We start from the raw sequence: 26,756 nt of genomic DNA on the forward strand, positions 1-26,756 counted from the left end.
TCCGATGCAAAGTCAATGGAGACCCGACCGGATTTGCGCTCAATCCCATATTGAGTCCGTCAATAGGAAAGCGCCCCGGTCACCTGCCGATGCAAATCGGTTCGCGCGGCGACCAAGAGGCCGTGGCTGGGGTTCGGCTTGTTGTACACAATGGCCGCGCCGAGCGCGTCGCTCAGAACGCCCCCGGCATTGGAGAGAATAAGGTCCGCCGCCGCCAGGTCCCAATCATGGGCGTCCGGCTTGACCAGTGTCGCATCGAGACGTCCATCCGCGATCATCGCCAACCGATAAGCGAGAGACGGAATGCGACCCACCTTGTCCATGCGTGCGCGCAGATTGGCGTCGAGACTGCCCATCACATCATCGGCGGCGCTGACGGTGAAGCGACCCGCGGCGTCGCTGGAAGCCACATGGATCGTCTGGCCGTTTTTCTCGGTCCGGCCGCTCGCATCGGCGAGAAAAAGCTCCTTGAGCGCCGGCGCGAAGAGTACGCCCGCCACAGGCTTTCCGCCTTCGACCACAGCGGCGCTCACCGCCCAGGTTTCCCGGCCTGTCATGAAGGCGCGCGTTCCGTCGATCGGATCGATGACGAAGACGCGGGCGGCGCTCAGGCGTGACGCATCGTCCTCGCTCTCCTCGGACAGCCAGCCGTAGTCGGGCCGGGCGCGGAGAAGATGTTCCTTCAAGACGTCATTGGCGGCATGATCGGCTGCGGTGACCGGCGAGGCTCCGTCATTTTTCCAGAACACTTGGACATCATTCCGGAAATAGCCGAGCGCAACGCGACCGGCGGCGAGCGCTGCCACGCGCAGGAGTTCGAGATCATCGGCAAGGGAAAATGTCAAAGGACCTTCGCTTTCACTTTCCCGCAATGGTCATGTTTTCAATGAGCACGGTCGGGGCCGCCACGCCGTATTTACGGTCGATGTCGTCAGCCGGGATCATCGAGAGGAACATGTCCTTCATGTTTGACGCGATCGTGACTTCGGAGACGGGATAGGTCAACTCGCCATTCTCGATCCAGAAGCCGGAAGCGCCGCGCGAATATTCGCCGGTGACCAGATTTGCGCCATGGCCGATCATTTCGGTGACGTAAAAACCTGAGGTCACCCCCTTGATCAGATCTTCCGGCGAGATGTCGCCCGGCTCAAGCGCCAGATTGGTGGAGGACGGCGAGACGGAATTGCCGCCGCGCACGCCGCGGCCATTGGTCTTGAGGCCAAGTTCGCGGGCGGCCGAGGTCGCCAGAAACCAATGCTTGAGCACGCCGTCTTCGACCATGACCATGGCCTCGCCACGCACGCCTTCGCCATCGAAAGGTCGAGAAGACGACCCCTTGCGGACGAGCGGATTGTCGGTGACGTTCAGCCCGCGCGCCAGGATCTGCTGTCCCATCTTGTCCATCAGGAACGAGGTCTTGCGGGCGATCGCCGCGCCGTTGATGGCGGAAGCGATATGGCCGACGAGACCGCGCGAAACGCGCGGATCGTAGATGACGGTCAGGCCAGCGCCGGTGTCGGCCTTGCGCGGATTGAGGCGACGGACCGCCCTCTCGCCAGCCTTGCGGCCGATCTCTTCGGCGGCGTCGAGATCGCTGAAGTGCAGACGGCTGTCGCCCTCGTAATCGCGCTGCATGTTGACGCCTTCGCCGGCGATGGCGCTGACGCCTCGGCCGAAGCGTGTGGCCATATAGGAACCGGAAAAGCCGTGCGAGGTGACCAGCACCAGACCGCCCATCGAGGCGGAGGCGCCGGCGCCGCTGGAATTGGTGACGCCGGGCACCGCAAGCGCGGCGGCTTCGGCGGCGAGCGCCGCGTCGGTCAGATGCGCGGAGTCGACGTCGGTCGGATCAAACAGGCCGAGATCCAGCGCATCACGCGAAAGATCCGCCTCATCGGCGAGGCAGGCGAAGGGATCTTCCGGTGAGGCCTTGGCCATCGCCACCGCCCGCTCGGCGAGCGTCTTGAGATCGAAGCCGGGATTGGCCGACACGCTCGCCACGCGCTTGCCGAGAAAAACGCGCAGGGAGAAATCGTCGCTTTCCGAGGATTCGACGCCCTCGACCTTGCCCAGGCGCACGGACACGGATCGGGATCGGGATCGCACGACCACCGCGTCGGCGGCGTCAGCGCCGGCCTTTCGGGCGAGATCGACGAGTTCGGAGGCGCGTTCGAGAAGATGACGGGAATCAATGGGCTCTTGCATGGTCGGCCTTTCTGCTCTGACCCATTTATGGCGCTCAGGCGAAATCATCAAGGGTTGGCAGGCTTATCTTGACGGGGAAGCGGCCCGCCCGGCTATATGGCGGCAACGAATCCCGAACTGGACCCCATTCATGAGCCAATCCCATGCCGTCATCAGCGAAGCGCTGCTTCTTCTCGGCGCCGCAGTCGTCTCCGCGCCGCTGTTCAAGCGGCTGGGCCTGGGCACAGTGCTCGGCTATCTCGCGGCTGGCGTGCTGATCGGCCCCGTGCTCAATCACATCACTGATGGCGAGGAGATCCTCTCCTTCGCGGAACTCGGGGTGGTGTTCCTGTTGTTCATTATCGGGCTGGAACTGAAGCCGGCGCGATTGTGGCAGATGCGCCGGGATATTTTCGGGCTCGGCAGCGCCCAGGTCCTGATTTCCGGAGCCATCCTCAGTTCGTTGGTTCATTGGTCCGGCCTGCTTGGCTGGCAAGGCGCTGTCGTCGCCGGATTCGGCCTGGCTTTGTCCTCGACCGCTTTTGCGCTGCAGATCCTTGAGGAGCGCAGCGATCTCAATACCGCCCATGGGCAACGGGCCTTCTCCATCCTGCTGTTCCAGGACATCGCCATCGTGCCGCTCCTGGCGCTGACCAGTTTCATAGCGCCCGACAGCGGCGAAAGCTTCACGGTGACAGGCGCAGCCGTCGCCATCGGCGCGGTGGGCGCGCTCATTCTCGCCGGACGCTTTCTACTAACACCGTTGTTCCAGATTATCGGCCGCACTGGCGCGCGCGAAGCAATGATCGCGGCGGCTCTGTTCGTGGTACTGGGCGCCGGCGCCCTGATGGAAATGGCGGGACTGTCGATGGCGATGGGCGCTTTCCTGGCCGGGCTGATGCTGGCGGAATCGTCGTTCCGTCATGAATTGGAGGCGGATATCGAGCCGTTCCGCGGCATTCTTCTTGGTCTGTTCTTCATGGCTGTCGGCCTGTCGCTCGACTTGAAGGTGGTTCTTGAGAACTGGCTGGTCATTCTGATCAGCGTGCCCGTGATCATGGGCGTCAAGGCGGCGACGATCTACGCGCTGTGTCGCATTGGCCGCTCTTCCTATGGCGACAGCGCCCGAATCGGCTTCCTGCTGTCGCAGGGGGGCGAGTTCGGTTTTGTTCTGTTCACCACCGCTGCGGGCGCGGCGGTGTTTCCGCAGAGTTCGGCCTCGCTGCTCATCGCCATCGTCACCATGACCATGGCGCTGACGCCGTTGGTCGCCGCCCTGCCGAAGCTGCTCATCAGGGCCGAGCGCAGGGAACAACTGGAAGAGGACTTCGAAGGCGCCGGCGCGGAAGTGTTCATCATCGGCTTTTCCCGCTTCGCCCAGATTGCTGCGCAGATCCTCCTCGCCGCCGGTCGAGAAGTGACGATCATCGATCATTCCGCAGATCGTATTCGCCAGGCGTCGCGTTTCGGTTTCCGGATCTATTTCGGCGACGGCACCCGAAAGGACGTGCTGGTGTCGGCCGGTATCGCCAAGGCGAAAATCATCGCCGTCTGCACCCACAATCGCGAATTGACCGACCGCATCGTCGATCTCGTCAAGTCGGAATATCCCGACGCCAAGATCTTCGTCCGCTCCTATGACCGTGTCCACAGCCTGTCGCTGCTCGCCAAGGGCGTGGATTACGAATTGCGCGAAACGCTCGAATCCGGCCTGCTGTTCGGACAAAAGACGCTCGAAGCCCTGGGGATGACCGAAGCCGACGCAGCCGACATCAAGGACGACATCCGCAAGCGCGACGAGATGCGGTTGGCCATCCAGGCGCAGGACGGCATTTCTGCGGGCCGAGAGATGCTTTATTCGAACTATCCGGTGCAGCCGGAGCCGTTGGTTAAGCCGAAACAGGAACCGGCCGAATGAACTGGCGCTTGATAACCACATGAAATTTTTCAATTTTCATACCGACGCGCCATACCGGATTAAATTCGAATTAATCTTCTTGTGACAATTGTTCAGATCTTGAAATGACGATGGGCGTCGGCGCGTGCCGATACCGCGCGGGTTCGGATCACCGGCTGGGGTGATCGCTGGAGAACTCGCCGACAGCCCCTTCAGGCGTGGCCAGCATGCATCGATGACACCGCCGCCAGCGGGAGCCTGATATGGACGATGCCGCGTCCTTCGACGCCGTTCTGCAATGTAATCTGCTCGAGATTTTCTGCGAGGGACTCGGCGCGGCGTTGTTCGTGACCGACAGACTTGACAACATCGCCTTTGCGAGTGTGCGTTTACTGCATTATTTTCCAATGCCCGAAAGCGCGATAAGGCCCGGCGGACGCATCAGAGATTTCTACGCGGCGCTCTATGAGGCCGGATGCAGGTTTGGAGCGCAGCAAAGCCTGAAGGACGTCTCGAAAGAGGACTGGATCAGCGACCGCGTCGCCACCGGTTGGAAGGAACGCGTCGACAAGATCGAACATGGACCGGGAAACCGCTGGTTCCACATCGTCAGTCGTCGGTTTTCATCAGGCCTGGGCCTGACCGTGCTGCAGGACGTCACCGAACACAAAAAGAGGGAACGTCTGTGGAACGCGGACAAGGAACGCGTTCGTTTGACGGAGGAAATCCTTGACGCCCTGCCGATCGGCATCGCGGTGAAGGACCGCAATCTGAATTATGCCGCCGTGAACAGGCGCTTTTGTGAATTTTTCGACCTGAAGCCGGAGCGCCTGATCGGCAAATCGGTGTGGGAGGTCTTCGAGCCGAAAACCGCGAGCGCGCTCGAAGAAGCGAACTGGCGACTGCTCAGCAGCGGCGATGACCAGAAGGTGATCATCGAGATCCACAACCAGCAAGACGAGGCGACCCGTATTCTGCATCGCTCGCGGCGGATCGGACGAGCGGGCGGGCATTACATTGTGATGACCTTCGAGACGGCGCCGGAACCGGAAACCGTCCCCTCCATGTTTGCCGATGCAAGCGCCATTCTCGACAGCGCCCGCGATGGCGGTGGCGGCACGGCGCCGCGACCAGGGCAGTCGCTGAGGGTCGTGCTGGCCACGACACGCTCGATCGATGAAGGCCGGTATGTGGCAGGCGCCGCCGACCTCGGCGTCGAACTCTGCATCGTCAGGTCACCGACGGAACTCAGCAGTTTTTTGCCCGCTTTGGAAAAAGCGGGCATCGGACTCGACCTGATTCTTCTCGACGAAAGCGCTGTTCATTTTGCGCCGATCGCCGCCATCAGCAAGACGCCTGCGCGCGTCTTGTCGTCGTTAAGCGCGCTGATGAGCGACCTTGCCCTGTTTCTCGCCGCGCGCGAGCGGCGGCAGGACGATGTGATCGACGCCGCAGCGGCATCCGTCGCTCAACTGGAGCAGCAGATCGACGTGCTCGCCGTGGAGGACCGCGAGGTGAACCGTCTGGCGCTTGCGCAGATTCTTGACAGTCTGGGGCTCGTTCATGCGCTGGCGGAAACCGGTCAAGCCGCCCTCGCGGTCCTTGCGCAACGACAGGTCGGGCTGGTTCTGGCTGACACGACCTTGCCCGACATGAGCCTGACGGAATTCATGGACAAGGGGCGCGCGCTGGCCGGCGAAACACCTTTTCTGGCGATGGCTCCGCCTTCGGCGCACGAAAACACCGAGGATCTGCGCAAGGCGGGTTTTCTGGACGTCGCCGTCAAACCGATCAGTCCGGAGGGCATCGACCAGTTGCTGAAGCGCCATTTCCCACCGCGCGGCAAACCGAAAAATCAACCGTTCAATGCCGCAATCCGCGCGCGATCAGCGCGATAAGCGGCCGAAATTCGCACGAAGGCAAAAATCCACACAAAGCCGGAGGTGTTTATTAACACTTCAGCGGCAGTCTCAGCACAACAGGGGCGCATTCAAGCAGGACACACTTATGACCGTTGCTGACACGGGTAATTTGCCAGCCAGCCAAAGCGAATTACATCGATTGGCGTTCACCGACGCCCTGACCGGACTCGGAAACAAGTATAGACTTAAAGAAAAACTGCGCCAGTTGATCATGGAGCGTGCGTCCGACCCTGCTCCTTTTACCGTCGGCATCGCCAATCTGGATGGTTTCAAGCCCATCAACGACCTGTTCGGCCCCTCTGCCGGTGACCAAATCCTCTGTCAGGTCGCGCATCGACTGAAAGCCTGCATCCCCGACGGCGCAACGGTGGTGCGTTATGAAGGCGACGAGTTCGCATTTCTTCTGCCCCTCGTTTTTGAACGCCGCAGCGCTGAAAAAATGGGCTCCATGCTCAAGGAGGTCCTGTCGGCGCCCTATGATCTCGGAGAGCGCAATGTCCGACTTTCCGCATCCTTCGGTTTCGCCATCCATCCCTTCGCCGGCGCGGAATTCGACGACCTGCTGAAAAGCGCTGAGACGGCGCTTTACCGATCGAAGCGGCGTGGACGCGGACAGATTACCGTCTATTCAGCCGAGATGGCCGAGCAGATGAAAAGAGCGACGCAGATCGAACAAGCGCTGAGAAACGCCATCATTGCCGATGAGGTGGATGTTCACTTCCAGCCGATCGTGTCGCTCAAAGACGATTCCGTGCTCGGATTTGAGGCTTTGGCGCGTTGGCAGGACAAGGATCTCGGCTTTGTTTCACCAGCAGTCTTCGTGCCGCTCGCCGAAGAACGAGGTTTTATCGACGCGCTGTCTGAAACACTGCTGCGCAAAGCGGCCGAGGCGGCGTTATCCTGGCCGAAAGAGTTGTTTCTGTCGTTCAACCTCTCCTCCGCACAACTCCTGGATCCGGCCACCGCATTCAACATTCTTGCGGTGATCAATCGTACAGGCCTCGATCTTCGACGGCTGGAGTTGGAGATCACGGAAACTGCGGTGATGTCCGATCCCGAGACGGCGGACAAGATCATCTCGGAACTCAGGGCTGCGGGCGTGCGCATTTCGCTCGACGATTTCGGCACCGGCCAATCGAGTCTCAGCCGCCTCTGCGATTTCAGGTTCGACAAGGTGAAGATCGACCGCGCATTCGTCTCGCGCATGCTGACCGATTCCGCGTCCGAACATATCGTCAAGGCAATCGTGACCATGTGCCATGGCCTGGAATTGACGGTTGTGGCCGAAGGCATCGAGGACTTCGCCGAGGCGCTGAAGCTGAAGGGGCTCGGCTGCGACATGGGCCAGGGCTATTTCTATGGCAAGCCCGCGCCGGCCCGCGTCACGTTGGACTATATCGGTCGCCGCTATTTCGGCGAAGATGGCGACGACCGCAGGCTGGTCAACGGACAATAGCCCCACCGCTGGCGATCAACCAGTCCTTCACGCGACGCGCGGACGCGCTCAATTCGATCCCACGCGGCCAGACGACATAGAAGGCCTGCCCCGTCGCCAGAACATGATCGCCAACCGGAATCAGCGCGCCCGAACGAATCTGCGGATCGATGAGATGGCTCCAGCCGAGCGCGATGCCTTCGCCGGCCAGCACCGCCTGGATGACCAGCACGTAATCGTTGATGATCAACGGCCGGTAGGGCTTGGCGTAAGCGATGCCAGCGCTTTCAAACCATTCGCGCCAGTTGCACGCCTCGCGCACCGGCTCTTCGAGATGAATGAGACGCAGCTTGGGCATGTCGGCAAGCGCGGGCGAGCCGCCGATGGACTCGATATAGGCAGGGCTCGCCACCGCATTCACCACTTCCGGCGCAAGCATTGCGGCATGATAAGCAGGCCATTGCGACGGCTCGCCGCCACGGATCCCCAAGGGAATTCCTTCATCTTCGAGATCGAGATCGCGCACCGACGTCTGGATGCGAAGATCGATATCCGGAAGATCTTCCCGCAACTTGTTGATGCGCGGCAACATCCACATTGAAGCGAAGGCGGTGGACGCCGCAAGTGTGACATTGGCTTCGCGCCCCTTGGCGCGCAATTGTTCCGCCGATTTCTGGATGCGGGCAAGCCCGGCTGAAACGTCAGCGTGAAAGCGCGCTCCGGTCTCGCTCAGGCTGACAGCTCGATGGCTGCGGTTGAACAGGGCGGCGCCCAACTGTGTTTCCAGCGTTCTCACCGCATAGGATACCGCAGCCTGCGTCATGCCAAGCTCCTCGGCGGCGCGCGTGAAATTCTCATGCCGCCCGGCAGCCTCGAAGACAATGAGCGCGGATGCGGAAGGCAGAAGACGTTTTAAATTTTGCATAAGGCATACTTATACTAAGTCACGAAATTTAGGAAGGATACAAAAGCCGGCGCTCGACCTAAACTCCGCGGATAAACACAGGGAACAGACGCATGAGCCAGCCCGACGCCGTCCTCGATCCGCAAGTCCAGACCAGACGCGAACGCGGCAAGCGCCGCGATCCGGCCGCCCGTCCGCTCGGCATTCCCTATATCGTTCGAAATATTCCAACCTATGACATCCTCAGCGAGGAATCGCTCTTGCGCATCGAGGCGACCGGGGAACGCATCCTTGCCGAGATCGGCATCGAATTCCGCGACGATCCGGAAGCCTTGGAACTCTGGCGTCAGGCGGGCGCGAAAGTCGACGGGCTGCGCGTGACTTTTGAACCGAGCATGTTGCTGGAGATCGTCTCCTCGGCTCCGGCAACCTTCACCCAATATGCGCGCAACCCGGCCCGAAATGTCGAAATAGGCGGCCGCAATGTGGTGTTTTCACCCGCCTATGGCTCGCCTTTCGTGATGGATCTCGATCGCGGCCGGCGCTACGGAACGATCGACGATTTCCGGAATTTCATCAAACTGGCTTATTCGAGCCCCTGGCTGCACCATTCCGGCGGCACGATCTGCGAGCCGGTCGATCTGCCGGTCAACAAGCGTCATCTCGACATGGTCTACAGCCATATCAAATATTCCGACCGCGCCTTCATGGGGTCGGTAACGGCTGAATCGCGGGCCGAAGAGTCCATCGACATGGCGCGGATCGTGTTCGGGCGCGATTTCGTCGACCGGCATTGCGTGATCCTCGGCAATGTCAACGTCAACTCGCCGCTGGTCTGGGATGGAACCATGACCAAGGCGCTGCGCGCCTATGCCCGCGCCAACCAGGCTGCGATCATCGTACCCTTCATTCTCGGCGGCGCGATGGGTCCGGTCACCAACGCGGGAGCGATCGCGCAAGCCTGGGCGGAAACCTTAGCGGGCTGCGCGCTGACCCAATTGGAGCGACCCGGCGCGCCGGTGATCTTCGGCAACTTCCTGTCGTCAATGTCGCTGCGCTCGGGTTCACCCACCTTCGGCACGCCGGAGCCGGCGATCGGCTCGATGGTTGTGGGGCAATTGGCGCGAAGGCTTAAGCTGCCGTTGCGCTGCGCCGGCAATTTCTCCAACTCCAAGCTTCCGGACGCGCAGGCGATGCAGGAAGGCGTCATGTCGATGATGTCGGCCGTGCATTGCGGCGCCAATTTCATTCTGCATTCGGCGGGCTTCCTCGATGGGCTCTTGTCGATGTCCTACGAAAAATTCGTCATGGATATGGACTTCTGCGGCGCGCTGCATTCCTACCTCAAGGGCGTGGAGGTGGATGACAATGCCTTAGCGATGGACGCCTTCCAGGAAGTCGGTCCCGGCAGTCATTTTCTCGGCAGCGGCCATACGCTGCGCAACTACCAGACCGCTTTCTGGGACACCGAAGTTTCCGACAACGAGCCTTTCGAGAAATGGTCGCAGGAAGGCGGCTCCACCGACATGGCGACGCGGGCCAACAAGCGCTGGAAGCGCATGCTTGATGAATACCAGGCGCCGCCACTCGACGAGGCGGTCGACGAGGAATTGCTCGATTTCATGGCGCGCAAGAAGGCCGATACGGCTGACGCCTGGCATTGAGGATCAGACGGTCGGCGAAGACCAACAAAGTCTTTGCCGACCGGTCACTGACGTTGAAGCTCCATTCAACAATTCTCATGAGATCTGCCGGACAAATCGGGCTATGAGGTCTCACCCAATGGAGCCGACCTCATGTCCTTGCTTGAAAGTCTTTCGCCGCAATCACTCGCTGCCCCGGAAAGCGGCATCGTCGAAATCGTCAATTACGCCCGCACACGCGATAATTTGATCCCGTTGTGGGTCGGCGAAGGCGACAGCCCGACGCCACAATTCATCGCGGATGCGGCGATCGGGTCACTGAACGCCGGCCAGACTTTCTACACCTATCAGCGCGGCATTCCGGAATTGCGCCGGGCTCTGTCGGATTACTACGCCCGGCATTTCAACAAGCGGCTGCCGGCCGAGCATTTCTACGTGGTCGGCTCTGGCATGCAGGCGATCAAGCTGGCGATCGAGGCCGTGGTGAAGCCCGGCGACGAAGCGATTTATCTGTCTCCCGCCTGGCCCAATTTTGCCGCCGCCCTTGAAATCTCCGGCGGCAAGGCGGTTCCCGCCGTGCTCAATTTCGTCGACGGCACCTGGAGCATCGATATCGCCAAGGTCGAGAAGGCGATCACGGCGAAGACCCGGGCGCTATTCATCAACACGCCGTCCAACCCCTGCGGCTGGACCGCGACGCGCGCCGATCTTGAAGCCCTGCTCACCCTCGCCCGCGCCCATGATCTCTGGATCATCGCCGACGAGATCTATGCGCTCTATTCCTTTTCCGCCGCGCGGGCGCCGTCGTTTCTCGACGTCATGACCGAGAGCGACAAGATCCTGTTCGTCAATTCCTTCTCAAAGAACTGGTCGATGACCGGCTGGCGGATCGGCTGGATCGTCGCGCCGCCCGAAACTGGTCAGGTGTTTGAAAACCTCGTGCAATACGCCACCTCGGGCGTCGCAGAATTCATCCAGCGCGGCGGCGTCGCAGCGCTCGACGAGGGCGACCACATCATCAAAGCGAATTTCGAAAAGGCCCGAATGTCCCGCGACATTCTCTGTGAGGCGCTGATCGCCACCAACCGTGTCGCCACGCTCAAGCCAGACGGCGCGCTCTACACATTCCTGAAAATCGACGGTGTGACAGATTCCAAGAAGGCGGCCTTCGACATCGTCGACAAAGCAGGCGTCGGGCTTGCGCCCGGCGCGGCCTTCGGCCCTGGCGGCGAGAGCTTCCTGCGCGCCTGCTTCCTCCGCGATCCATCAATCATCTCGCAAGCGGCCGATCGTCTCTCGACCTATATCCGCAGCCTCTGAGGTCGGCCTGTTTGACGGCTGTATCCTCGCAGCTTCGGTATATTCTCTCTTGTGTTCCGCGCCTCATTTTGCGATTTGGGGCGCGGTCGTAATTTCTGGAGAATGGAATGGCAGAGCGCATCGAGTCCCTCAGAGACATCGTCTCGCATTACGACGTGATCCTCTGCGATGTCTGGGGTGTTTTGCACAATGGCGTCAGCCCCTTCCCGGAAGCGCCCATGGCGCTGAAGGCCGCCCGCGACGCCGGCGCGACGGTGGTGCTGATCACCAATTCGCCCCGTCCGGGCAAGGATGTCGTCGCCCAGCTCGACGCGATCGGCGTCGCCCGCGACGCCTATGACCGGATCGTCAGCTCTGGCGACGTGACCCGTAAACTTATCTCCGAAGGTCCCAAGAATATCGCCTTCATCGGCGCCGATCGCGACACACCGCTTCTTGAGGGGCTGGGCGTCAACGTCGTGTCCGACGAGGAAGGAGAAATCGTCGTTTGCAGCGGCTTTAGGGATGACGAGACCGAGACGCCGGAGATGTATCGCGACCGTCTGGCGGCGCTCGTTGCGCGCGGCCTGACAATGATCTGCGCCAATCCCGATCTCGTGGTCGAGCGCGGCCACAGGCTCATCCCGTGCGCGGGCGCGCTTGCCGCGCTTTACGCCGACCTCGGCGGCGCGACCAGCATCGCCGGCAAGCCGCATGCGCCGATCTATGCCGCCTCTCTCCTTGAGGCGGAAGCCGCTCGCGGTCCCGTCGATCGCGCACGCGTGCTGGCTGTTGGAGATGGCATGCCGACCGACGTCAAGGGCGCGATCAGCCAGGGTCTCGACCTTCTCTACATTTCCGCCGGCATCCATGCCCGCGACTACATGACCGGCGATGTGACCGATATCGACCGGATGAACGCCTTCCTCGCCGCCCACCAGGCCGAACCGCGCTGGTGGATGCCGCGCCTCGCCTGAGAGGGATATGCCGCGCATGACCGTGTTTCACCGAAACGAAAATCGCGGCGATCTGCCCGAGTCGCTGGAAGGCGGCGTGCTGGCGATCGGCAATTTCGACGGCGTACATCGCGGACATCAGGCGGTGTTGTCGCGCGCGCTGGAGATCGCAAGCCTGGAAGGCGCGCCGACGCTCGCATTGACCTTCGAGCCACATCCCCGCACGGTCTTCAATCCTGACAAGCCTGTCTTCCGTCTGACGCCTGCGCCTCTCAAGGCGCGGCTTCTGGAATCCATGGGCTTCAACGCCGTTCTCGAATATCCCTTCGACCGCGCCTTTTCCGGCCGCTCGGCGGAGGAGTTCATCCAGTCCATCCTGAAGGACTGGATCGGCGTGCGCCATGTGGTGACCGGCTTCGATTTCCATTTCGGCAAGGGGCGCGAGGGCGGCCCCGCTTTCCTGCTTGAAGCCGGCGGTCGCCATGGCTTCGGCGTCACGCTTGTCGACGCCTTTCGCGACGAGAATACGGAAGTCGTCTCCTCTAGCCGCATTCGGACGCTGATCGGCGAAGGCGATGTCTCCCAGGCTGCTGGCCTGCTCGGCTATCGCTACACGGTTGAAGCGCCTGTTATCCATGGCAAGAAGCTTGGCCGCACCATCGGCTTTCCAACCGCCAATATGGCTTTGCCATCCGAATGCGGTCTTAAGCCCGGCGTCTATGCCGTGCGCTTCCGCAAGCAAGACGGTGTGATCCATGACGGCGTCGCAAGCTTCGGCTATAGGCCGACCGTGACGGATAATGGCGCAGCGCTGCTTGAAACCATGCTGTTCGATTTTTCCGGCGATCTCTATGGGCAAAACTGTTCGGTGTCTTTCTTCGGGTTTCTGCGCCCGGAAGAGAAATATGACGGGCTCGACCCTTTGATCGTCCAAATGAATCGCGATGTCGAGGAGGCGCGCGCACTCCTCGCGCGCGTCCAGCCGCTTGGCGAACTTGACCGCATGGCGGCATTTTGAGCATTCGGCGTCGCGTCAAGGCTCATGCAAGCCAGCCGCCGAAAGCCTAAGCTTCGCTCAAGATAGACGCCTTACCAACAGGCCCATGGACAGCCCGCCACGGCCAAAAGCCGCGCGTGGGATGCGAACCGCCTTCGCATCTCTCCACGGCTGGTCTGTCCTACTTCTTTTTCTGGAGCAGGTTTTGGCCACACTTTCCCTGATCATTCCGGTGGAAACGCGCGACGAAAGTCCGGCCGAACTCCTGTTATCTCTGGCCGAGAACCTGAAAGCGGATCTCGAAATCCTGCTCGCCGCGCCTGACCGGCAGACGGCGGATGCGCTCGATCTCGACCAACTCATCGTGCAGGATTCAAGAGCGCGCATCTTCATTCCGGCGTCTCCACCGACTTCGTCGCTATCGCTGTGGTCCTCGGCCATCGAAGCCTCCAAAGGCGCATGGATCTCCGTCGTCAAGCCGAAGGACGGCTTCGAACCGGAAGCAGGGCGGATAGCCGACGCGGTGAAGGCCAAGATCGGTAAGGTCGACGCGCTGGCCTGGAACGCCATTCCGATCAGCGCCGACGCGGACCCGACAAGGGAAGAATCCGTCGGGCTGCCCACAGGCTTCGACCCCTTCCCTTATGAGAAGACCAATCTCCTCAAAGCGTTCTTTCTCTGGGAAGGCAGTCTCGCCACACCGAAAGCGCCATTCGGCCTCTATCACGGCATCCTGTCGCGCGAGTTGGCGAACAACATCGCCTCAACGATCAAAGCCGCAGGCCGTGATCACGATCTGCCGCAATGGGAATGGGCGGCGCGGGTGATGCTGATCGGCGAAAACTTCGTCTTCTGCCCTCGTCCGCTCTCCATTGTCGACCAGCGGCCCTATGCGCCGCCAGCGCGCTATGTCCAGCGCGCCGATTTCCCAATCCATGCCGGACTCGGCGTAACGGGCGGCATCATCGAAATCCAGAGCGCGCTGTTTGCCGAAATGGGCGCAGCCTGGACCGGCGCGCCCGAGCATGTCATCCGCGCGATCCTGATCGATTGCGTCGGTGAGACCGACCCCGCCCGGTTCGGCGCCAAATGCTACGGCTATCGCCAGGCGCTCGCGGCTTGGGAGGGCGGCCGGCATGCGCATCTGTTCCAGCCGACATTTACCGGCCCTCGCCCGCTTGAACGCCGCCGCGGTCTGCATGGCACGACGCTGATGGTGGATCGCCATATCGGCGGGGCGCGCAACGCCATCGAATTCTATCGGGTGATCCGCAATTTCCTGGCCCCGATTGGCCTTATGTGCGGCGGCGTGGCTGTCTGAGAGCGCTCAGCCGGCAAGTTCACGCCAGCAGGGATGATCGGGAAAGGCGGCGCGGAAATGGGCGAGCGTGCCCTTGGCGGCGCGTTCGGCTGTCGGTGTCGCCATAGTCTCCGACCCGCCTTGAGTGCTGCGCAGCCAATCCAGCGGCGTCTTGCCGACAATAGCGGAAAAATCTGGTTTCCGTTTGTCCTCTCGCAGGACCTCGGACCAGAGACGGATGAAAGCCGTCGCCGAGTTCGCTGGGGAAAAAGCGCGCGCACGCTCGACCGCCGCGCGACCGAGCGCGTCGCACTGGGCTGCATCATCCAACACGCCATCCAGCAATGCCGCGCAGTCCGCGAGCGAGCTTGCGACGAGGCCGTCCTTGCCGTGACTGACGATCGCTTTTTCCGCCGGATTGGCCAGAACGGCGGGAGCCAGACCCAGCGACATCGCCTCGATCAGCGCGTTTTCGGCAGTGCCATAGTGATCGGGTTGCAAGGGATAAAAGAAGATATGGGAGGCCGACAGCGCCGCTGCGGGGTTTTCGGTCTGGCCCATGAAGGCCACACGCTCGGGGTGGCGCATGGCGCGGGCGCGGGCCGCAACCTCGCCCTGGGGATCGAAGGCGCCCCAGATGGCGACAACGACATCATGCTGCATGGCGTCGATAGCATCGAAGAAACCCGGATGCATCTTCACGAAATCCACCGTGCCGAGATAGCAGATGGGCGCGCCTTGAGGCACGTCATCAGCGCCGGTCTCGAAGCCGAAGCCGCTGCCGATGCTGGACAGGCGCGCCCTTGTCGCCGCAGGCAAGGCCTCGGCAAGCGCGAGCGACGCCGGCGTCGTGAAGACGAAGCGATGAGCGGCGCTGAACAGCCGTGGATCGATCACCGGACGAAACAGGCCGGAGACATGCGACCAGAACACCGTGCGCATCGGCGGCAGGAGATCGCTGGCCAGGCATTCATAGAGACGCGGATGGTTCCAGAACTCGAACTGGACGATGTCGGCTCCCGCCGCCTGCGCCGCGACATCTTCCATCCCTCTGGCAAACCGCACCTCGGCGCCGCTTTCGGCTATGGCATCCGCGTAGCGCTTGTCACGTGGTTCTTCCAGGAGCAGATAAGTTTGCTGGACGGAAGAAGGCATGGCGGCGCTCAGGGCGGCATGCGCCTTGCCGACGCCGCCGCCCAGATGGGCCGTCACATGCAGGATATTCATTCAGCGGCGACGGGCGTCGGCATGTTCAGGCCGCCGGGAGCGGGAACCGCCGGATTGATCTTGACCTTGGCGCGGAAGCGCTCGAGCAGCATTTCGCGGTGATCGTCGATATTGTCGGGCAGGCAGTGGGTGAGCTGGCCGCAGGAACCGCAGACCTTGTTTTCGCAGCGGCGGCCTTCGAGATGCTGCAGCCGGAGCGAATTCATCTTGTCCGACATCCAGATCTTCGACAGCGGCTCGGTGCGGACATCACCGATGATCAGCTTGCGGCTCCAGTCGAGGAAGCAGGACGACACCAGGCCGTCGGCATTCACGCTCATGGCGTAGAAGATATAAGGGCAGGTGTCGGTGGGACGCAGTTGCTGCTGATAGATGCCGACATCGCCGATCTTGATGCCGGAACGCTCTTCGACATTGAACTCGGGCCAACAGGGCGCGAAATTCTCGATGAAGATGCGGTCGCAATAATCGCCGAACGTGTCGAAGAATTCCTGGCGCTGCGCCTCGGTGATCAACTCGCCGGGGATCTTGATCGACACTTCCATGTCGCCCTTGTTGTCATAGAGCCATTTCACGCCCTCGACGAATTTCGGGAAATCGAAATTGAAGCCGGTAAACTTCTGATAGGTCTCATTGGTCATGCCGTCGACGGAGATGTTGATCTTGTCGAGGCCGGCCTCGATGACGGGCGCGAGCCGTTCGGGCGTGAGGAAAGTGCCATTTGTGGTGGTGTCGATATAGTCGACATAACCCGACTGCTTGGCGTAGCGGATCATGTCGGCCAAGCGCTTGTTAAGGAAGGGCTCGCCATCCTTATACATGCGCAGCACCTTGATCGGCTTGCCGAAGGCGGCGAGGTCGTCGATCACCTTGGTGAAGACCTCATATTTCATCGCGCCCTGATAACGGCCGGTATCGGCGATCAGCTGGCGGTGCCCTGTCGGGCAAAAGGTGCATTTGAAATTGCAGGAACTCGCGGGATCCACGAACACGATGAAGGGCGTCTCGAGCGGGATCACCGTCTCTAGAGCCGTGCGCCCTTCCAGATTAATTCTCGGCTTCAACTGCGCTTTCATCAGGCCATCACTCCGGTGAGCGATCCGGTTCAAGGCCGAATCGACCAAATGCACTGTAATCGTGCCCCATAATAGTTAACCTATTTCACAACAGGGTGGCGCGAGGCTGACCGCGAATTATGCTAAAGCGCCGCCTTGACGGCAGCCACGATCTCGCCGATCCGCTTGTCGCCCTCATGCTCCGGCTTGCGCGCCCGCACGAGGCAGGCCTCGGAGCGGAGGATAAGCCCGTCAGAGAGGATCTTGAGGTGATTGGCGCGAAGCGTCGATCCCGTGGTGGTGATGTCGACGATGATGTCGGCCTGGCCTGCGGCCGGCGCGCCTTCGGTGGCGCCGAGGCTCTCCACGATCCGGTAGAGCTGGATGCCATGGGTGCGGGAGAAGAACTGCTGCGTCAGCCGCCAGTATTTGGTGGCGATGGCGAGGCGGCGGCCGTGGCGGGCGCGGAAATCGGCGGCGACATCGGCCAGATCGGCCATGGAATCGACATCCAGCCAGATCTCTGGCGCCGCGACGACGACATCCGCATGGCCGAAGCCGAGCCGAACGCAGAATTCGGCGCGCCTGTCGACATCGGCGACGTCTTCGCGCATCAGGTCTTCGCCGGTGACGCCGAAATCGACGGTTCCGGCGCCGATTTCGCGGGCGATTTCAGACGCCGAGAGAAAGGCGATCTCGACATCGTCGACGCCTTCGACGCGACCCCGATAGGAGCGGTCATTGCCGACCTGCACGATCTTCATGCCGGCGCGCTCAAAGATCGCCGACGCGTCGTCCTTCATCCGGCCCTTGGAGGGCAGCGCGATGGTGATCATCTCGTCTCTCCCTTCACCGCCTCGATGCGGTCGAGCCAGAGGGCGAAGCCCACGGCGGGAATGTGATCGGCGGCGCCGAGCAGCGTCAGCATGCGGTCATAGCGACCGCCGCCGGCCAATACCCGGTGGTCGCCGCGCTCGGTGATCTCGAAGACAAGGCCGGTGTAATAATCGAGCGGACGGCCAAAGGCGGCGCGCCATGTGATGTCGGCCAAGGACACGCCGGCCTGGGCGAAGGCCGCCACGCGCGCGTCGAAGCCTGAGATCGCTTTCTCCAGCGGCAGACCAGCGGCGCTGGCGAAATCGGCCAGCACGCCCGGCGCATAGCGCAGGCTGACATTGAGCGACAGGAATTCCTTGAGCGCATCGAGCTTGGCGGTATCCAGCGAAGCGCCGGCCAGCGTCCGCTTTTCCTTGAGACGGCGGAGGATATCCATAGGCGAGCGGCTGGCATTGGTGAGATAGCCGGTGCGCTCCATCTCTGCTTCGAGATAGGAGGCTAGCCCTTCGTCGTCGCCAGCCTCCAGCATCGCCTCGACCTTAGGGTCGAGACCGGCGATCGGTTCGGGCCGCGCGAGACGCGCAATCATGGCTTCGAGCAGATCGGTCTGGCCGAAGGCGCGCACGAGCCGCTTCTGCCAGCCCGTCGGCAGGCCGAGTGCTGCCACAACCGCTTCGAACACCGCCTGATCGCCGATGGTGACGGCGAAGGCCTTGCCCCTAAGCGTGCGCGTCAGACAGGCGATCGCGTCAGCCACGGTGCGGGCGTCGGCGCGGGCGAAATCCTGATCGCCGAGATCCTCGATGCCCGCCTGATAAAACTCATTGCCGCCTTCGCGACGCTGGCGGAAGACTTCGCCGAGATAGGCGTAACGCTTGGGCGTGCCGGTGGCCGTCTCGATATGACGGAGACAGACGGGGATAGTGAATTCCGGCCTGAGGCAGAGGCTTTCGCCGGTTTCGCTCTCGGTGAGGAAAATGCGCCGACGCAGATCCTCGCCGGCCATATCGAGAAAGGGCGCGGCGGGCTGGATGATCGGCGTGTCGACGCGCTCAGTGCCGAGTTCCGTAAAAAGCGCAAAGAGATCCGCTGCGAAAGCGGGGCTATTGATTAGAGGCATGCGAGCAGTCCTTCTGCGCAAGCGGCATATCCCCCTCTGTCGCTGCGCGACATCTCCTCCTCAAGGGGGGAGATTGGAGGTAGAATACCGCGATCTCGGCTGGCCAATCTCCCCCCTTGAGGGGGAGATGCCCGGCAGGGCAGAGGGGGGTAAGCCGCAAGCATCACGTCAATCGCCTTTCGCCCGACGGCGATCTTCGGCCTGAGCGGCGAGCATGTCGCGGACCCGCTCGACCAGTTCACTCTCGGCCACGGCGACCTGCGCCACGCGGGCTTCGCGCCAGGCGACATTGTCGGTGATTTCGCCCGACAGACGCTTGCCCTCGATGAGATCCTTGATCTGCACCTCGCCGGCCTCGCGTTCACTCGACCCCTGGATGAGGGCGAGCGGGGCTGAGCGGCGATCGGCATATTTCAGCTGGTCGCCGAAATTCTTCTTGTTGCCCTGATACATTTCGGCGCGGATGCCGGCATGGCGCAGGTCCTGGACGAATTTCTGGTAGCGGCCGAGGCTTTCGACGTCGCGATCCATGACGCAGACGACCACGGGGGCGACCACTTCATCGGCGCCGAGCTTGCCGAGATTCTTCAGCGCCGTCATCAGACGAGAGACGCCGATGGAAAAGCCTGTCGCCGGCACGGGCTGGCCCATGAAGCGGGAAACAAGACCGTCATATCGCCCGCCGCCGCCGACCGAACCGAAAACGACCTTTTCGCCTTTTTCGTTGGTCACGTCGAAGGTGAGTTCGGCCTCATAGACGGGGCCGGTGTAATATTCGAGGCCGCGGACAACGGAGGGGTCGATTAGGATGCGTTGAGAACCGTAGCCAGCGGCTTCAGCCAAAACGGCTATGGTACGCAGTTCGCTGAGACCTTCTGTTAATCTCTGATTCTTATCTCGCCCATAGAAAAATGTATCTATGTTCAGCAGATTGTCTTTATAGCCGTCACCTACGATTTTCATGTCTTCTAAGCTTCGGTCACCAGCAGCCGCGGCAGGGCTTAGGTGCGAGTAATTAGAGAACACCGCAAGTACTGTGTCTATTTGGTCATCAGATAAACCGGCCCCCTTTGTGAAATCGCCCGACTCGTCTTTTCGTCCCGCACCAAGAAGAAGTCGAACTCCCTCCACACCGAACTTATCGAACTTATCCATCGCCCTGAGCACGCCAAGCCGCCGCCCGGCATTCTCCTCACCGCCGAGACCGATGGCTTCCATAACGCCATCAAGCACCTTGCGATTGTTCACCCGGATAACATAGTCACCGCGCTTGATGCCGAGCGCTTCCAGCGTATCGGCCATCATCATGCACATTTCGGCATCGGCCTGCACACCGGCTGCGCCGACCGTGTCGGCGTCGAACTGCATGAACTGGCGGAAACGGCCGGGGCCGGGCTTTTCGTTGCGGAACACATAGCCGGCCCGATAGGTGCGGTAGGGCAGCTGGATGTTCTGGAAATTTTCCGCCACATGACGGGCGAGCGGCGCGGTCAGGTCATAACGCAGGCTCATCCACTGTTCGTCATCATCCTGCAGCGAAAACACGCCTTCGTTGGGGCGGTCGCTGTCCGGCAGGAATTTTCCCAGCGCATCGGTATATTCGAAGAGCGGCGTCTCGATGGGATCGAAACCATAGCGCTCATAGACCTCGCGGATCTTCGCCGTCATCTCGTTGACGGCCCGGATATCGGCCGCCTCGCGATCGACGAAGCCGCGCGGCAGGCGGGCCTTGAGCTTCTGCGGTTTCTTGGGCTTGTCATTCATGGCGGGCTAATCCGGAGGTCGGTTTTCTCAAGGCCCTCGCTCTAACGGATCATCCGGGGAGCGGCAAGGGGCAGATGCGCCGCACTGAGCGGCCATCGTTGCGGAATAACGGGAATTCGACTATATCTGGAGTGGAAGGCGAGCTTTCGCCCGCCTTCCGTTTCGTTATCTATAAAGCTGGATGCGGACAATGAGCTGCCAACTCGTCCGCGTTCTCTTTATTTCGAACGTTATGCGCACTGGCAGATGCCACATGACGCATATCTCCTGTTCGCAGGCGAGGCTCTCGCCACAGCCGGGGAGCCCATCTCCCACGGTCGCGCCGGTTGGCTCGGCGCTGCTGCTTCCGCTGGGAACGATGAATCTTCTCATTTTACTTTGATCGCATCAACGACATTCGCGCCATGAGTGCAACGCATCCATGCAAGCGATCCACAATAGTTGCAGTTTCGGTGGGACGGTGATAATCTGACCGAGTGGAAGGCGAGCTCTCGCCCGCCTTCCTTTTGCTCAGAATATGAATTGGACGCGGATAACGAGGGACCAGTTCGTCCGCGTCCTTTTCACTTCAAGCGTGATGCGCACTGGCAATTGCCACATGGCATGCACCTCCTGTTCACAGGCGAGGATCTCGCCACAGCCGGAGAGCCCATCTCCCACGGCCGCACCGGCTGGCTCGGCGCTGCTGCTTCCGCTGAGAACGATGAAGCTTCTCATCAAGGCTCGGACTCATCAATCCCATTCTCGCATTGCGTGTATTTTTCACATTAAGGCGGGATGCGTTGGTTGCTGATGGATGTCGGATGATGATAATCTCGGGAGTGGAAGGCGAGCTTTCGCCCGCCTTCCTGGATCAGTAGTCGAATTGGATGCGGACAATGAGCTGCCAACTCGTCCGCATCCTCTTCACTTCCAACGTGGTGCGCACTGGCAAACGCCACATGGCAACACCCTCCGTTCATGAGGCGAGGCTCTCGCCACAGCCGGGGAGCCCATCTCCCACGGTCGCGCCGGCTGGCTCGACGCTGCTGCTTCCGCCTTGAACGAGACATCATTTCATGTCCATAGGCGAGCCTCAATATATTTCCCGTTATAAGAGAGTGACTGTCCCGGATTGCGTCGGCGGCAAAATTGCGGCTATCAACGGCCAGCCCGTGTCGGGCAAGGGGTGACCGTGGACCATGATTCTGGAAGCGCTGAATTTTGCTGCGACCTATCCGCTGACGCCGAGGCGGCGGAGACACGAAATATCCTCCTCCGTCAGCCTCTGGGCACGGTCGCGACGGGCGGCGCGGCATTGGCGGACGCATGAGGAGGCCTGCCACCAGGAGGTCTCAGCAATCGTTGCGACGCTGCCCAATACCCGCGCGGTCGCGGTGCTTGGCTCTGGGCTTTTGCGCGACGTGCCGATCTCGCTGCTCTCGAAAGAGTTCGACCGGGTCTATCTCTTCGATCTGCAGCATCTGGCGAGCGTGCGGATATGGGCGAGGCTTAACCGGCTCGCCAATCTCGAATTTCAAACCCGAGATCTTTCGGGCGTCGAGCAATTGAAAGCAAAGCCGGAGGCTGAGCCTCGCCCCCTCGCCTTTCTCACCGAGATCCCCAAGCTCGATCTGGTGGTCTCCGCCAATCTGCTCAGCCAGATTGGCGTGGGGATAGGCAGAATGGCCGCGACGGACGCAAAGCTTCCGCCTCAGGCGCCAGAACGCCTGATTGCCGCGCATGTGGATGGGCTGCAGAGACTGAGTTGTCCTAGCCTGCTGCTCACCGACCAATCCTATGAGGTCATCGACAAGACAGGCAAAGTGCTCGAACGCGACGACCTCATGAAAGGTGTGCGCCTTCCGCCGGCGCGCGCCGAATGGTCCTGGACAGTCGCGCCCTATGGCGAATTATCTCCGGATTACCAGGCGGTGCATCGGGTCGCCTCGATCCCGATCAACGCGTCCTGAGAGGCCAGCCCTCGGGACGCTCCGCCACGACCGTCACCGCATCGCCCACGGATACGCGGCCCTCGGCGCGCGGCACGGCATTCCAGCCGAACAGAACGCCCGCCACGCGGCGGTCTCCCGACATGCGGATGCGGCGCATTGCCGGCATCGGATCCGGGCCGCCACGTTCGCCGGTCATCTGGTCCTGGGTGGTCATGATGCAGCGGGTGCAGGGTTTGACGAGATCGTAGCGGATGCCGGAGATCTCGATCGCCTGCCAATAGTCATCGGCGAAAGGCCTGTCGTCCTCGATGACGATATTGGGGCGGAACCGGTCCATGCCAAAGCCAACGCCGCCCTGGCGTTCCGCCTCTTCGGCCAGCGCCTTCAGCGAACCGGTGGTGGCGACGAGGATGGGATAGCCATCCGCAAACCCGGTTTCGACGCCCTCGCCCGCCCAGGCCGGATTGCAAGCGCGATGGCTGAGCGCATCGGCATGAACGAGCCGCACCTCGCGGCCCAGCCAGTGGCTGAGTTCAGCGTCGACCTCGGGCGTGGAGAGACTGGCGCTGAGCGGATCATCCCAGACTCGCACGTCGAGACGCCGCTCGGGATCGAAGGTCGCATGAATCGGAGTGGCTTCCCCTTGTTTCGTCAGGGTCAGAACACCGTTCTCCACGCGAGCAGTCACCTGCGCCAGCGCCTTGACCTCGCGTTGCGTCACCAGCGAACCTTCGGGATCGCAAACCATGTAGCGACGGTCACCCGAAAGCCCCCAACCGCTCACCTCGACCTCATTGAGAACGATCGCTCGGGCGCTTTTCAGCGGATAAACATGCAGCGAGGCAACCTTCATGCGTTGATCTCCTCTAAAAACAGATCGCGGAACAGATGCAGCCGGCGATGGCGTTCGGCCGCCATCCGTCGACCCGTCTCGGTCTTGAAACCATCCGCAAGGGTGAAAAGCTTGGCGGGGAAATGATCGAGGGCGAAAGTCTTGTCGTCGAGCGACCGATGCTCGGCGCGGGGATCGGCGGACTCGTACAATTGCGAACCCATGCGACCGCCGATGTAGAAAAGCCTGGCGACGCCCACCATGCCAATCGCATCGAGACGGTCGGCGTCCTGCAGGATTTTCGCCTCAAGCGTCTCCGGCTCAATCGCTGCGGAAAAACTGTGCGCGGCGATGGCGTGGGCGCAAGCGGCGATCCGCGCCTTGTCCCAGCCGAGTTCAGCGAGAATGCCGCTCGCCTTCTCCGCCGCCAGCCGCGAGGCCTGCGACCGGAGCGGAGAGTTCTTCTCGACGGACACGCAGTCATGCAGGAGAACGGCGGCTGCGAGCAGTTCGCCATCGCCGCCCTCCTCCGCATGGATGCGCATGGCGTTGGCGAAGACGCGGGCGATATGGGCGATGTCATGGGCGCCGTCGTCGCTCGCCACCGCATGCGGCAGAAGCGTGACGGCGAGCGCCTCATGAGGCGCGAAGCGGGATCCGGTGTCTGTCATCAGGCGGTTTTATCCGTTTCGCCCTGATCCGCAACCGGTTCTGTTGCAGGAGGCGCCACTGCGCCCGCACGCTCCCCCGGAGTCTGCAGTCCGCCAAGAATGGTCTGGTAGAAGCGGCCAATGCCGATCAGCACCACGCCCAGACCGACGAAAGACAGGACGCGGAACAGGCCTTCGAGATTGGCCATGTCAATCAAAAAGACTTTCAGCACCACCACCAACATCAGGCCTGCCGAAGCGAGCCGTATGCTTTTCGCCCTGAAACGATAACCGATCGCCAGAAGCGCGGCGGCGAGCGCCAGCCAGACGGCGGAATAGGTGTAAAGCTCGGGCTGCAGGAAGCCCTTCCAGTCGGAAATATCGGCGCCGTGATAAAGCCTGCGCACCGACAGCGTCACATAGCCGAACAAGAGCGCCGACCCCGTGAGCGCAAGCGCCATGACATAATGCAGCGGGCGCCGCGCCCGAGCGTAATGCGCCGCCGCGCCATAGGCGAGCCCCGGCAGGAGATAGGCGAGAAAGAGCAGGTTGAAGAACGGGATAGTGCCGGTGGGCTCGCCGATGAAATAGGGATTGAGCCCGATAAAATGCGCAGAGAGAACCGAGAGCATCGACACATAGCCCACGGCCATGGAGCCGGTACGGAAGACGATGCTGGGCTGACGCAGATCGAGCGCCATCAAGGTGGCGGAGGCGCCGATAGTCAACAAGGTGTAGATCGCCTGCTCCGACAAGGTCGGCGCGCCGCTGTCGAGCACGCCGCCATTCATGGCGTGACGCACGAGAACGCCGAGCGTCAGCAGCGTGAACAGGCTCGCCAGCGCTTCGAGCACGCTGCGCAGGCGAATGTCCTCGCTCCTGCGCATCATCCAGGCCGATAGAATGAGCAGCAACGCCGGGCCGCCGTAACCGATCAGCAGCGCATTGAAGACCGGCGTCTTGCCGAGCAGGCTCGCCCCGACGATGGTCGGCTGCCATGCGATGCGGCCGGCGACGAAGATAGCCGAGGCGGCCATGGCCCAGGGCAGGATCGGCCAGGGTTTGACGCGATGGCCGAGAAGATAGGCGAAGCCGATGATGGCCGCGCCAAGCGTCGTCGCCGCGCCCTCGGTCAGCATCACCAAAGCGAAGAGCAGCGCCGCCCAGGACGAGGCGACCCAGATATCGCGATTGACATGATAGCGGCCTTCCAGGGTTGGCCCCGACAAACGCCAGGCCACGGCGAAATAGAGGGCGGCGAGGAAAAGGCCATAGACGCCATGCGAGAGATCAAAGGCGTAATTGCCGAGGAAGACGAAGCTCAGCCCCGCCAGTGCGAGCGGCGTGACCCCCGCCAAACCGCTCCACAGCACTGAGCGCGGCAGCAGGCGCTCGCCCAGCCGCCAGTTCACCGCGCCGCCGAGCAGGACGAACGCCAACCCCAGGCCAAAAGCAAGGCCGATGACGAGATTGGGCTCGAAAGGCGCGTGATAGCTTTCGCCAGCCGCGTCGATAGTCGTGGAGACGGCATTTTCCGCCATGGCGCGAATGCCGCCGAAGGCTGCAAGCGCCGAGATAATGGCCGCGTATGCGCCGTATCTGCGTCCAGCGCCCAGCAGCGCGAGCGCGGTTACCAGGCAAACAAACACCCATTCGGCGCCCGCGATCCTGTGATCGTCAGACACCATGGCGATGACATTGACGAGGACACCGAGGGCGGCGATCAGCACCGCCGCGCCATGGCTGGGGAAGAGGTAGACCTCCCATGGCGAGCGCGCCGTCTTGACGATGGCGGGCTTGGGCATCCTAGGCCCGGGCCAGACAAAGGCCATGCCGGCCAACATCACCAACATCGCAAAGCCGGGCGCGAAAACTGTTTCCATCGGGAAGAAGAGCGTTTGCGCGAGACACCAGAGCGTCAGGCCGGCATTGGCGAGCGCCGGCGCAAACCGCCAGTCGCGCATGCGGGAGGCAAAAGCGTTGCTGAGCCATACGATTGACAGGAATCCGAACAGAAACCACGGACTCGGCGCGTCGCTATCGACCATAAGCGGCGTCGCGAAGGAGGCGAGCAGACCAAGCCCGGCAAGCCCCTGACCGTGGATCAACGCCAAAGCGAGCGTGCAGAGTGAAACCAACCCTAGAAGGAAGAAGGCGAAACCCGGACCGACATAACCATAAACCGCATGCGCGACAAATACCGCGCCGAGGAGCGTCAACGAGCCCGCCGCAGTCAGGACTCCGGGGATCAGCGCGTTCTGGAAAGCGCTCTGGACGAGGGGCTCGGTCCTGCGCCGCACCCATTCGCCGGCCGCGACCAACGCCAGACCGAAAAGAGCGGCGAGGGCGAGACGGACGGCTGGGCTGAGCAGTCCCTGCTCGATCGAATATTTGACGGCGAAGACGCCGGCGAAAGCGAGCGCGACGCCGCCCACCCAGACCGACCAGCGCCCCGCCAATCGGCTTTCCAAGCTTTCGCGGGCGACGGCGGGAATCTCAGGTTCATGAGGCAGCGAGGCGGCTTCTCCGGCAGGCGTCTCCTCAGCGGGATGCGCCTGTTCGGCACGATCGGCAATAGCGATTGCTTCGCTCGCCGACCCGCTTTCCGCAGCTTCAACCTCCTGATGCGCGGCAACCGGCGCACCCTGTTGAAGCCGCGTCACCTCCTCTCGCAAGGCCGCGATGTCCCGTTCGAATTTACGGTTGAGACCACTGATCCTGAACATCGCAAGCACCGCGATCAGCAAAGCGGCTAGAGCCGTCAATTCCAACATGACTGTTTCCACCCCCAAGGCTGGCA

At 61.8% G+C, this 26,756-nt stretch carries 20 protein-coding genes; 9 read left to right on the forward strand and 11 right to left on the reverse strand.

Annotated features, from left to right (window positions below; translation table 11 throughout):
• Positions 1-59: 59 nt before the first annotated feature.
• Together M2360_RS00370 and M2360_RS00375 are read right to left on the reverse strand one after the other, a co-directional pair.
• On the reverse strand, positions 60-845 hold the full coding sequence (locus M2360_RS00370) for a 3'(2'),5'-bisphosphate nucleotidase CysQ (protein WP_280772385.1): 786 nt from the start codon (positions 843-845) through the stop codon (positions 60-62).
• A gap of 13 nt (positions 846-858) precedes the next feature.
• Positions 859-2,205, reverse strand: coding sequence for a TldD/PmbA family protein (locus tag M2360_RS00375; protein ID WP_280772386.1), 1,347 nt, complete (start codon positions 2,203-2,205; stop codon positions 859-861).
• Between the two features lie 130 nt (positions 2,206-2,335).
• On the opposite strand from M2360_RS00375, the gene M2360_RS00380 reads away from it, so the two are divergent.
• The 3 genes from M2360_RS00380 to M2360_RS00390 all read left to right on the forward strand — a co-directional run bounded on the left by M2360_RS00380 (position 2,336) and on the right by M2360_RS00390 (position 7,459).
• Entirely contained in the window at positions 2,336-4,102 is a 1,767-nt protein-coding gene (locus M2360_RS00380) for a monovalent cation:proton antiporter-2 (CPA2) family protein (RefSeq protein WP_280772387.1), read from the forward strand.
• Between the two features lie 242 nt (positions 4,103-4,344).
• Positions 4,345-5,979: a response regulator gene (locus tag M2360_RS00385; RefSeq protein WP_280772388.1), complete on the forward strand. Its 1,635-nt coding sequence runs from the start codon at positions 4,345-4,347 to the stop codon at positions 5,977-5,979.
• A 109-nt stretch (positions 5,980-6,088) separates the two neighbouring features.
• Complete coding sequence (locus M2360_RS00390; RefSeq protein ID WP_280772389.1) at positions 6,089-7,459, forward strand: EAL domain-containing protein; 1,371 nt, start codon at positions 6,089-6,091, stop codon at positions 7,457-7,459.
• Here M2360_RS00390 and M2360_RS00395 read toward each other — a convergent pair.
• Entirely contained in the window at positions 7,446-8,363 is a 918-nt protein-coding gene (locus M2360_RS00395; protein WP_280772390.1) for a LysR substrate-binding domain-containing protein, read from the reverse strand. The two genes, M2360_RS00390 and M2360_RS00395, sit on opposite strands and share 14 nt — an antisense overlap.
• Before the next feature lie 92 nt (positions 8,364-8,455).
• Here M2360_RS00395 and M2360_RS00400 point away from each other — a divergent pair, with 92 nt between their 5' ends.
• The 5 genes from M2360_RS00400 (at position 8,456) to M2360_RS00420 (ending at position 14,558) form a co-directional block, all read left to right on the forward strand.
• The gene (locus M2360_RS00400) at positions 8,456-10,006 is read left to right on the forward strand and encodes a trimethylamine methyltransferase family protein (protein WP_280772391.1); all 1,551 of its coding nucleotides are present in this window, start codon (positions 8,456-8,458) and stop codon (positions 10,004-10,006) included.
• Between the two features lie 132 nt (positions 10,007-10,138).
• Positions 10,139-11,305 (forward strand): pyridoxal phosphate-dependent aminotransferase, encoded by a 1,167-nt coding sequence (locus M2360_RS00405; RefSeq protein WP_280772392.1) that lies wholly within the window; start codon positions 10,139-10,141, stop codon positions 11,303-11,305.
• Between the two features lie 107 nt (positions 11,306-11,412).
• Entirely contained in the window at positions 11,413-12,261 is an 849-nt protein-coding gene (locus M2360_RS00410) for a TIGR01459 family HAD-type hydrolase (protein WP_280772393.1), read from the forward strand.
• Positions 12,262-12,277: 16 nt separating this feature from the next.
• Positions 12,278-13,258 carry a bifunctional riboflavin kinase/FAD synthetase gene (locus M2360_RS00415; RefSeq protein ID WP_280772394.1) on the forward strand — a complete coding sequence of 327 codons (981 nt, stop codon included), beginning with the start codon at positions 12,278-12,280 and terminating at the stop codon, positions 13,256-13,258.
• A 184-nt stretch (positions 13,259-13,442) separates the two neighbouring features.
• The gene (locus M2360_RS00420) at positions 13,443-14,558 is read left to right on the forward strand and encodes a hypothetical protein (RefSeq protein WP_280772395.1); all 1,116 of its coding nucleotides are present in this window, start codon (positions 13,443-13,445) and stop codon (positions 14,556-14,558) included.
• Between the two features lie 6 nt (positions 14,559-14,564).
• Here the strand turns inward: M2360_RS00420 and M2360_RS00425 are convergent, their stop codons facing one another.
• The 5 genes from M2360_RS00425 to hisS all read right to left on the reverse strand — a co-directional run bounded on the left by M2360_RS00425 (position 14,565) and on the right by hisS (position 20,540).
• On the reverse strand, positions 14,565-15,764 hold the full coding sequence (locus M2360_RS00425) for a glycosyltransferase (protein WP_280772396.1): 1,200 nt from the start codon (positions 15,762-15,764) through the stop codon (positions 14,565-14,567).
• On the reverse strand, positions 15,761-16,840 hold the full coding sequence (locus tag M2360_RS00430; protein WP_280772397.1) for a radical SAM protein: 1,080 nt from the start codon (positions 16,838-16,840) through the stop codon (positions 15,761-15,763). Before M2360_RS00430 ends, M2360_RS00425 begins: the two co-directional genes overlap by 4 nt.
• 122 nt (positions 16,841-16,962) lie before the next feature.
• Positions 16,963-17,655 carry an ATP phosphoribosyltransferase gene (gene hisG, locus M2360_RS00435; RefSeq protein ID WP_280772398.1) on the reverse strand — a complete coding sequence of 231 codons (693 nt, stop codon included), beginning with the start codon at positions 17,653-17,655 and terminating at the stop codon, positions 16,963-16,965.
• On the reverse strand, positions 17,652-18,776 hold the full coding sequence (locus M2360_RS00440) for an ATP phosphoribosyltransferase regulatory subunit (RefSeq protein WP_280772399.1): 1,125 nt from the start codon (positions 18,774-18,776) through the stop codon (positions 17,652-17,654). The genes hisG and M2360_RS00440 overlap by 4 nt, the downstream gene beginning before the upstream one ends.
• 168 nt (positions 18,777-18,944) lie before the next feature.
• The gene (gene hisS, locus M2360_RS00445; protein WP_280772400.1) at positions 18,945-20,540 is read right to left on the reverse strand and encodes a histidine--tRNA ligase; all 1,596 of its coding nucleotides are present in this window, start codon (positions 20,538-20,540) and stop codon (positions 18,945-18,947) included.
• A 1,181-nt stretch (positions 20,541-21,721) separates the two neighbouring features.
• On the opposite strand from hisS, the gene M2360_RS00450 reads away from it, so the two are divergent.
• Positions 21,722-22,492 carry a hypothetical protein gene (locus M2360_RS00450; protein ID WP_280772401.1) on the forward strand — a complete coding sequence of 257 codons (771 nt, stop codon included), beginning with the start codon at positions 21,722-21,724 and terminating at the stop codon, positions 22,490-22,492.
• Here M2360_RS00450 and M2360_RS00455 read toward each other — a convergent pair.
• From M2360_RS00455 to M2360_RS00465, 3 genes are read right to left on the reverse strand one after another with little or no spacing between them, the layout of a single operon-like run.
• Positions 22,479-23,327 carry an MOSC N-terminal beta barrel domain-containing protein gene (locus M2360_RS00455; RefSeq protein ID WP_280772402.1) on the reverse strand — a complete coding sequence of 283 codons (849 nt, stop codon included), beginning with the start codon at positions 23,325-23,327 and terminating at the stop codon, positions 22,479-22,481. The genes M2360_RS00450 and M2360_RS00455 overlap by 14 nt on opposite strands.
• Positions 23,324-23,977: an HD domain-containing protein gene (locus M2360_RS00460; protein WP_280772403.1), complete on the reverse strand. Its 654-nt coding sequence runs from the start codon at positions 23,975-23,977 to the stop codon at positions 23,324-23,326. The genes M2360_RS00455 and M2360_RS00460 overlap by 4 nt, the downstream gene beginning before the upstream one ends.
• On the reverse strand, positions 23,977-26,730 hold the full coding sequence (locus tag M2360_RS00465) for a DUF2339 domain-containing protein (protein WP_280772404.1): 2,754 nt from the start codon (positions 26,728-26,730) through the stop codon (positions 23,977-23,979). Before M2360_RS00465 ends, M2360_RS00460 begins: the two co-directional genes overlap by 1 nt.
• Positions 26,731-26,756 lie beyond the last annotated feature (26 nt).

The sequence above is a fragment of the Rhizobium sp. SG_E_25_P2 genome (assembly GCF_029892285.1).
Taxonomy (GTDB): domain Bacteria; phylum Pseudomonadota; class Alphaproteobacteria; order Rhizobiales; family Rhizobiaceae; genus Rhizobium_E.

What these genes read in the sequence shown, in the direction of transcription:
- hisS (WP_280772400.1), bottom strand. Translation starts at nt 20,540, where the DNA reads ATGAATGACAAGCCCAAGAAACCGCAGAAGCTCAAGGCCCGCCTGCCG.
- M2360_RS00395 (WP_280772390.1), bottom strand. Translation starts at nt 8,363, where the DNA reads ATGCAAAATTTAAAACGTCTTCTGCCTTCCGCATCCGCGCTCATTGTC.
- M2360_RS00460 (WP_280772403.1), bottom strand. Translation starts at nt 23,977, where the DNA reads ATGACAGACACCGGATCCCGCTTCGCGCCTCATGAGGCGCTCGCCGTC.
- M2360_RS00415 (WP_280772394.1), top strand. Translation starts at nt 12,278, where the DNA reads ATGACCGTGTTTCACCGAAACGAAAATCGCGGCGATCTGCCCGAGTCG.
- M2360_RS00430 (WP_280772397.1), bottom strand. Translation starts at nt 16,840, where the DNA reads ATGAAAGCGCAGTTGAAGCCGAGAATTAATCTGGAAGGGCGCACGGCT.
- M2360_RS00375 (WP_280772386.1), bottom strand. Translation starts at nt 2,205, where the DNA reads ATGCAAGAGCCCATTGATTCCCGTCATCTTCTCGAACGCGCCTCCGAA.
- M2360_RS00450 (WP_280772401.1), top strand. Translation starts at nt 21,722, where the DNA reads ATGATTCTGGAAGCGCTGAATTTTGCTGCGACCTATCCGCTGACGCCG.
- M2360_RS00410 (WP_280772393.1), top strand. Translation starts at nt 11,413, where the DNA reads ATGGCAGAGCGCATCGAGTCCCTCAGAGACATCGTCTCGCATTACGAC.
- M2360_RS00400 (WP_280772391.1), top strand. Translation starts at nt 8,456, where the DNA reads ATGAGCCAGCCCGACGCCGTCCTCGATCCGCAAGTCCAGACCAGACGC.
- M2360_RS00405 (WP_280772392.1), top strand. Translation starts at nt 10,139, where the DNA reads ATGTCCTTGCTTGAAAGTCTTTCGCCGCAATCACTCGCTGCCCCGGAA.
- hisG (WP_280772398.1), bottom strand. Translation starts at nt 17,655, where the DNA reads ATGATCACCATCGCGCTGCCCTCCAAGGGCCGGATGAAGGACGACGCG.
- M2360_RS00380 (WP_280772387.1), top strand. Translation starts at nt 2,336, where the DNA reads ATGAGCCAATCCCATGCCGTCATCAGCGAAGCGCTGCTTCTTCTCGGC.
- M2360_RS00390 (WP_280772389.1), top strand. Translation starts at nt 6,089, where the DNA reads ATGACCGTTGCTGACACGGGTAATTTGCCAGCCAGCCAAAGCGAATTA.
- M2360_RS00465 (WP_280772404.1), bottom strand. Translation starts at nt 26,730, where the DNA reads ATGTTGGAATTGACGGCTCTAGCCGCTTTGCTGATCGCGGTGCTTGCG.
- M2360_RS00385 (WP_280772388.1), top strand. Translation starts at nt 4,345, where the DNA reads ATGGACGATGCCGCGTCCTTCGACGCCGTTCTGCAATGTAATCTGCTC.
- M2360_RS00440 (WP_280772399.1), bottom strand. Translation starts at nt 18,776, where the DNA reads ATGCCTCTAATCAATAGCCCCGCTTTCGCAGCGGATCTCTTTGCGCTT.
- M2360_RS00425 (WP_280772396.1), bottom strand. Translation starts at nt 15,764, where the DNA reads ATGAATATCCTGCATGTGACGGCCCATCTGGGCGGCGGCGTCGGCAAG.
- M2360_RS00455 (WP_280772402.1), bottom strand. Translation starts at nt 23,327, where the DNA reads ATGAAGGTTGCCTCGCTGCATGTTTATCCGCTGAAAAGCGCCCGAGCG.